This is a genomic window from Fulverythrobacter ferritrahens, from assembly GCF_020539485.1.
Taxonomy (GTDB): Bacteria; Pseudomonadota; Alphaproteobacteria; order Sphingomonadales; family Sphingomonadaceae; genus Andeanibacterium; species Andeanibacterium ferritrahens.
Window position 1 is genome coordinate 845704 of the sequence record NZ_JACDXU010000002.1, and the last position, 6320, is coordinate 852023.

A 6320-nucleotide genomic window follows, 5' to 3' on the forward strand; every position below is an offset into this window, starting at 1 on the left:
TCATGGCAGGCGACGCAGATCGTCCATGGGCTTGTACGGATAAGAATAGGGCAGAGGGACGGGATAATGCGGCACAGGCCCGGCCTGTGTCAGCTGCTCATCCCGCGCCAGGGCAAAATGGAGAGCAGATGATGACAGCGGCAAGCCAGAACCCGTCGGACAAGTCCGCGCGTTTTCTCAAGCTGTTGATCTTCATGATGTTCGCCACCTTTGCGATGACGACGGATTCGGTCGGCACGATCATTCCCGATGTGATCCGCGAATTCCGGCTGGGCATGACGGCGGCCGGATCTTTCCATTACGCATCCATGTCGGGCATCGGCATCGCGGCGATCCTGCTGGGCTTCCTGGCTGATCGGATCGGACGCAGGGGATCGATCCTAATGGGGCTGGTGCTGTTCTGCGTAACCTCTGCCCTGTTCGCGGCAGGGAACAGTTTCGGGCTGTTCGTGGTGTTGCTGTTTGTTTCGGGGCTGGGGATCGGCATCTTCAAGGCGGGCGCGCTGGCTCTGATCGGAGACATTTCGGCCTCCACGCGAGAGCATGCAGCCAACATGAATCTGGTGGAGGCCTTCTTCGCGGTCGGGGCAATCGTGGGGCCGGCGTTGGTCAGCCTGTTGCTGGAGAACGGAACGAGCTGGAAATGGCTCTATCTGATTGCCGCCGCCCTGTGCGGTCTGCTGATCCTGGGAACGATCCTGGCGCCTTTTCCCCGCCCGCAGACGAGCGATGAAGAAAAGGCGGACCCACGGGACGCGGCGCGTATGCTGGGGGATCCCTATGCCCTGTTCTTTGCCCTGATGCTCATGCTTTATGTGGCGGCGGAAGCGGCGATCTATGTCTGGGCCCCCACCTATTTCGCCGGATATGACGGCCCCAATGCGGCGCTGGCGGCCTTCGTTGTGGCGATATTCTTCGCCTTGCGGGCGGTGGGCCGCTTCCTTGGCGCGTGGCTGCTCGCCCGCATGGACTGGACCATGGTGCTGGCGATCTGCAGTTGCGCAATGGCTGTGTTGTTCTGGATCGCTACAGCGGGGGGGCGGCCGGTCGCGGTCTTTGCCTTGCCTGCCACGGGCCTGTTCATGTCCGTACTTTATCCGACGATCAATTCCACCGGCATAAGCTGCTTCGAAAAGAGCCGCCACGGTTCCATTGCGGGCTTCCTGCTGTTCTTCACTTGCGTTGGTGCGGTAGCTGCCCCGCTGGCGATGGGGGCGGTGGGTGACCTGATGGGCACGAGCGACTACAGCATGGCGCTGGGTGGTGCATTTGCGACATTGCTGGCGATCCTCTGCCTGTGGAATCTCTTCCGCCAGCCTGTCGCTGATCGGCTCGCGCGCCGTAACGAACAGGACTATGGTGGCGGCGCCCCGGTTCCTGCACCGCCCCAGACCGTGCCCCGCCCGGCTGCATAGGCACACGCCCTTGATTGATTGCGGCGCGGGGCGCATGAGAAAGTCGGCGTCGAAGGGCTCAGCTTCGCTCCGCCTGAAAGAGGAATGAAGCTTGGCTGTGAAGGTCCGCACGATCTACGATCTTGCCGAACTGGCGGGGGTTTCTCCGGCAACCGTTTCGCGCGCCCTGGCCGGCAAGCAAGTGGTCAGCGCCAAAACTGCGGAGCGTATCCGCAAGCTGGCGGAAGAACATGGCTTCAGCCCCAGTTCCATCGCCCGCAATCTTCGCACGCGGCGGCGCGGGGCAATCGGGGTGGTGATTCCCCTGGGGCACGAACGCGGGCAGCATATTTCCGATCCGTTCTTCATGACCCTGATCGGCGCCCTTGCCGATGAACTGACCGAACGCGGCTTCGATCTGGTGCTTTCGCGCGTCATTCCCGACCGGGACAACTGGTTGCAGAAGATGATCGATGCGGATCGCGTCGATGGCTTCATCGTGATCGGGCAGTCGGACCAGTCCAAAGTGCTGGATGCTGCGGCCAGCCATTTCCTGCCGATGGTGGCGTGGGGTGCCTTTGTGCAGGGGCAGGTCCATTGTTCCGTGGGAACCGACAATTATCTCGGCGGACGGCTTGCTACCCGGCATCTGATCGAAAGAGGCTGCCGCACTATCGCCTTCCTTGGAAATCCCCGCGCCATCGAGCTTTCGCTTCGTCTGGAAGGTGCCCGCGCGGCCGTGGCTGAAGCGGGAGGCGGCGTGGAACTGCTTGAAATCCCCACTCATCTTGCGGCGGAATTGAGCGGAGAGGATATTGCCAGCTATCTCGATCATGTCGAAAAGGTGCCCGACGGGTTCTTCGCAGCCTCCGACATGATCGCGCTCACGGCGATCCAGGTACTTTCTGCCAGAGGGCTGTCCGTTCCCGACGATGTGAAGGTGATCGGTTATGACGATCTGGCTCTGGCAAGGACCAGCGTTCCCCCGTTGACCACGATCCGGCAGGACATTTCGGGCGGGGTAACTCATCTGGTCGAAAACCTGTTCAAGCGCATTGAGGGCAAGGCCACGGGGTCGGTCGTGCTCAATCCGGAACTGATTGTCCGCTCATCCACCTGACGAATGCGGAATTATGCACTGATGATGGTCTGCCAGTTCATGCAATCGATTGCGCAAAGGCGATTGCGCAATTATCAGGTCTGAAGTCAAAGAAGGGATGGGGCGGATGTTCTCCTCGAGCAACCGAACGCAGGCTTGTTTCCCGAACAGGATATGAGGCGGAGAGAATTGGGTGGATCCTTATCCGATACGTCAGCGGCGGGACGCCGCGTGACCGCGTCAAAAGCTCCTGCAGGCATGGTCGCCTGGACGCGGGATCATGTGAGCGCGATCCGGCATGACGTCCGCCACACCGCCCCCCTGATCGGAGAGACTGATTTTTCGCGCATCTCTCCCGATGTCGATATCTGGGACGCCTGGCCACTTCAGGATCGCGCGGGTAATCCCGCCCTGATCGGGCAGGGCGACACCTTGTGGATGGCTTTGGCAGCTCCTCATCGGGACGATCCGGACGAGCGCCACGGCCTCGCCCGCATTCACCTTTTCCAGCACAATGCGGCGGGCTGGGTCGCACTGGGGCCCCTCTTTCCCGATGGCTTTACTCCGGGCAGCCGCGAGTGGTCCGGATCGGCCGTGCTTGATGCCGATAGGCGGAACGTGACAGTCTTCTTCACGGCAACCGGGAAGCGCGGAGAAGAGGAACTCACCTTTACGCAGCGGCTCTTTCGCGCGCGGGCGGTTCTTACAGGCGCCAGCGGTACCTATCGGTTGCAGGACTGGCAGGGGCCGGACGAGTTCGTTCGCCGCGATCCCCGGTGGTATATGGCCAGCGATGCCGGCAGCGGCTCAGTCGGCACGATCAAGGCCTTTCGCGATCCGGCCTATTTCCACGATCCGGCAAGCGGAACGGATTACGTGTTCTTCGCAGCCTCTCTGGCTGGTTCGGACAAGGCCTTTAACGGTGTGATCGGCGCGGCGCGGGCAGAGCCGGATAGGCCTGGCAACTGGACATTGCTGCCCCCTCTGCTTGGCGCGGATGGGCTGAATAACGAGCTGGAGAGGCCGCATGTGCTGATGCATGGCGGCCATTATTACCTGTTCTGGTCCACTCAAGCCCATGTATTCGATCCAGCAGGACCGGTCGGCCCTACGGGGCTCTACGGCATGGTGTCGGACCGGATTGACGGGGGATGGCAGCCGCTTAACGGCACGGGACTGGTATTCGCCAATCCGCCCGAGGCTCCCGGCCAGGCCTATAGCTGGCTGGTGCTGGCCGACCTCAGCGTGATCAGCTTCGTCGATAATTGGGGGCAGGGGCCGGATTCCGGAATTCGCCGTTTCGGGGCAAGCTTTGCCCCTCTCCTCCACCTTCGTCTGGATGGCCAGACGGCATCGCTGAAGGTCTAGCGATGGCGGGGGGCAGCTATTTCGCGGGGATCGAACTGGGTGGCACGAAGTCGGTCGCCCTACTGGCACAGGGGCGCCAGATCGTTGATCTCGTGAGGCTTCCCACACTTTCTCCTGAGGAGACACTGGGCGCGCTTCGCCAGCAGCTTGGCCGCTGGGAACGGGACATGGGCTTTCAGGCCCTTGGAATCGCCTCTTTCGGGCCCATGCAACTGGATGCTGCACAACCCCGCTTCGGCACTATGCTGGATACGCCCAAGCCGGGCTGGTCGGGTGCGGATGTAGCGGGAGTGCTGACTGCGGGGCTGAGCTGTCCCTGGGCGATCGATACGGACGTAAATGGCGCTGCGCTGGCCGAATATCGTTGGGGAGCGGGGCGGGGCTGTGACAGCCTTTGCTACATCACGATCGGAACCGGCGTGGGGGGAGGGCTGGTGATCGGTGGCCACCCTGTCCATGGGGCGATGCATCCCGAAATCGGGCATCTGCGCCTGAGAAGAGCCGCTGGGGACGATTTTGAGGGGAGCTGCCCGTTTCACGGCGATTGCATCGAAGGCCTGATCAGTGGGCCGGCTCTGGCGAGCAGGTTTGGCGCAGATCCGGCTTTGATCCCCGACGATGACGCTCGCTGGAGCTACATAGCGTCGGACCTCGCCGAGCTGGTAAGCGCGATCCTGTTCACCACTTCGGCGCAGAGAGTGCTGGTCGGTGGCGGAATCGGTATGGCGCGAGCGGGGTTGACCCGGGCTGCGCGGGACCTCGTCGTGACGCGCGCTGGAGCATATCTGCCATTTCTCGATCGGGAGAAGGCGGATATTCTTATTGGCCTGCCTGAACTGGGCGATATGGCCGGGCCCCTGGGCGCTATCGCCCTGGCAATCACTGCCGCAAAGAACGCTGAAGCAGGAGCCTGCTGAGCATTACCTCAAAGGCGGGCGCGCGCCAGCTTCCGCAGGTGGCGCCGGTTCCGGGGAGGTGTTCGAAACCGGCGCCGTTCGGTGAGTGCGTTGTGCGTTTCAGCCCGGCAGGCGCTTGAGGGCCAATCGCTGAGATTCTGCTTCTCAGCCCCTCTTCCTGCCGGGGCCTGCCTTCCCGCAAGTGGCGGATTTATTCGAACACGGTTTCTCCATCCGGGCTGACCGGATTGCGGTTGTTTTCGCTACACTGGAATTCGAACAGGACGCCATAGCGATCCCGCCGATAGGTCGCGGTGGCCTTGAACGGTTCGGCCAGGGCTTCCGGATCTTCCATCACCATTTCATTCATCAGCACATCCGGATTGTCGGGACTGAGGTGAATTCGCTCGGTGACATGGAACTTGTCGGAATGGAGCGCGCCATTGGCGAAGGGCAGCATGTCGAGGATGCCGACGGTGTCCACCACAAGCGTATCGCCTTCCCAATGGCCGATCGAATGGCCCATGTAAGTGGGGTCGAGTTCGTCCAGCGGGGGATGGGTGCGCCCGTCGGTCCAGATCGTGCGGGTCTGCATCCAGGCTTCCTGATTGATCGTTACCCGGCCCGGCGAGAAGATGAATTCATAGGGATATTGGGCGAGTTGCATGATCCGGGGCATGCCCGGCGGCGAACAATTGGAGCGGTTGCGCTTCTCCACCCCGTTATTCGCTACGACTTCGGCCTTCCATGCGTCCCAATTGCTCTGATACTCGCCTTTGAGCTTTGGCTGCGTGCCTGGCCCGCCGCGATTGAGGAACCACACGCCGCCCCAGTCAGGCAGGGCATCGAGCGCGGCATAATGTCCTTGGGCAAAGCCGGCACCCTGACCTTCGACCAGCCCTTCAGGCGGCGAAGATCCGCCTGATTGAGCCTGGGCCAGCCCCCCCAGCGCCAGTGTTGCCGCACAGGCGAACAGGATATTTCTGGTTCGTCGCATGGGGATTATTTCACCTCGCCCAGCGTGGAACCATCGGGGAAGCGAACGCCAACATAGCTGCCGCCCTTGCTGCCATTGCGCAGCGGGTGAATGTAGAGAGTGACCTTGTCCCCGGGCTTCAGCGAAGTCCGCTTCCATCCGCTTTGCTGCAGATTGTTGGGGCTCGTCATTTCGATAGCCCAGCGTTCGGTCTGGCCTTTCACTGGCACATCGATCTCGATGAAGGCGTGGGGGTTCTGCCATTTGAACCGGGTAACGGTGGCTTTCAGTTCCACCGTCTTGCTCATGTCGAACATCGCGTAACTGTGATGGGCCGCAGCCGGGGCCAGCGGCAGCGGTGCCAGCACTGCGAGGGCGAGAAGGGATTTGATGATCGCTTTCATTGTAGCCTCTGATGAATGGTTACAGCTGCGGCACGTTCACAGGCTGACCGTTTTTCGGCAGTCCTGAATCGAGCACTTTTCCATCGGCCTTTTTGAGGTCGAGGAAGAGGCCGCCCTTCTTGCCGTCGCGCAAGGGGTTCATGCGCAGGGAGATCTTGTCTCCGGTCTTGAGCGAAGCGCGGC

Annotated in this window: 6 protein-coding genes; 4 read left to right on the forward strand and 2 right to left on the reverse strand. The window is 61.8% G+C overall.

Annotation, left to right across the window (positions count from 1 at the left end; all coding sequences use genetic code 11):
• Positions 1-128 precede the first annotated feature (128 nt).
• From H0274_RS12040 to H0274_RS12055, 4 genes are all read left to right on the forward strand, one after another.
• Positions 129-1415 carry an MFS transporter gene (locus H0274_RS12040; protein WP_226795678.1) on the forward strand — a complete coding sequence of 429 codons (1287 nt, stop codon included), beginning with the start codon at positions 129-131 and terminating at the stop codon, positions 1413-1415.
• A gap of 97 nt (positions 1416-1512) precedes the next feature.
• Complete coding sequence (locus H0274_RS12045; RefSeq protein ID WP_319018250.1) at positions 1513-2514, forward strand: LacI family DNA-binding transcriptional regulator; 1002 nt, start codon at positions 1513-1515, stop codon at positions 2512-2514.
• 210 nt (positions 2515-2724) lie between these two features.
• Entirely contained in the window at positions 2725-3861 is a 1137-nt protein-coding gene (locus tag H0274_RS12050) for a glycoside hydrolase family 68 protein (protein WP_226795680.1), read from the forward strand.
• Between the two features lie 2 nt (positions 3862-3863).
• The gene (locus H0274_RS12055) at positions 3864-4778 is read left to right on the forward strand and encodes an ROK family protein (protein ID WP_226795681.1); all 915 of its coding nucleotides are present in this window, start codon (positions 3864-3866) and stop codon (positions 4776-4778) included.
• 190 nt (positions 4779-4968) lie between these two features.
• On the opposite strand, the gene H0274_RS12060 is transcribed toward H0274_RS12055, so the two are convergent.
• Together H0274_RS12060 and H0274_RS12065 are read right to left on the reverse strand one after the other, a co-directional pair.
• Positions 4969-5754: a hypothetical protein gene (locus H0274_RS12060; RefSeq protein WP_226795682.1), complete on the reverse strand. Its 786-nt coding sequence runs from the start codon at positions 5752-5754 to the stop codon at positions 4969-4971.
• A 5-nt stretch (positions 5755-5759) separates the two neighbouring features.
• Positions 5760-6137, reverse strand: coding sequence for a DUF6152 family protein (locus tag H0274_RS12065; protein WP_226795683.1), 378 nt, complete (start codon positions 6135-6137; stop codon positions 5760-5762).
• Positions 6138-6320 lie beyond the last annotated feature (183 nt).

Bases quoted from the DNA above. Each gene is read 5' to 3' on its own strand.
- H0274_RS12040 (WP_226795678.1), top strand. From the start codon at position 129: ATGATGACAGCGGCAAGCCAGAACCCGTCGGACAAGTCCGCGCGTTTT.
- H0274_RS12060 (WP_226795682.1), bottom strand. From the start codon at position 5,754: ATGCGACGAACCAGAAATATCCTGTTCGCCTGTGCGGCAACACTGGCG.
- H0274_RS12055 (WP_226795681.1), top strand. From the start codon at position 3,864: ATGGCGGGGGGCAGCTATTTCGCGGGGATCGAACTGGGTGGCACGAAG.
- H0274_RS12065 (WP_226795683.1), bottom strand. From the start codon at position 6,137: ATGAAAGCGATCATCAAATCCCTTCTCGCCCTCGCAGTGCTGGCACCG.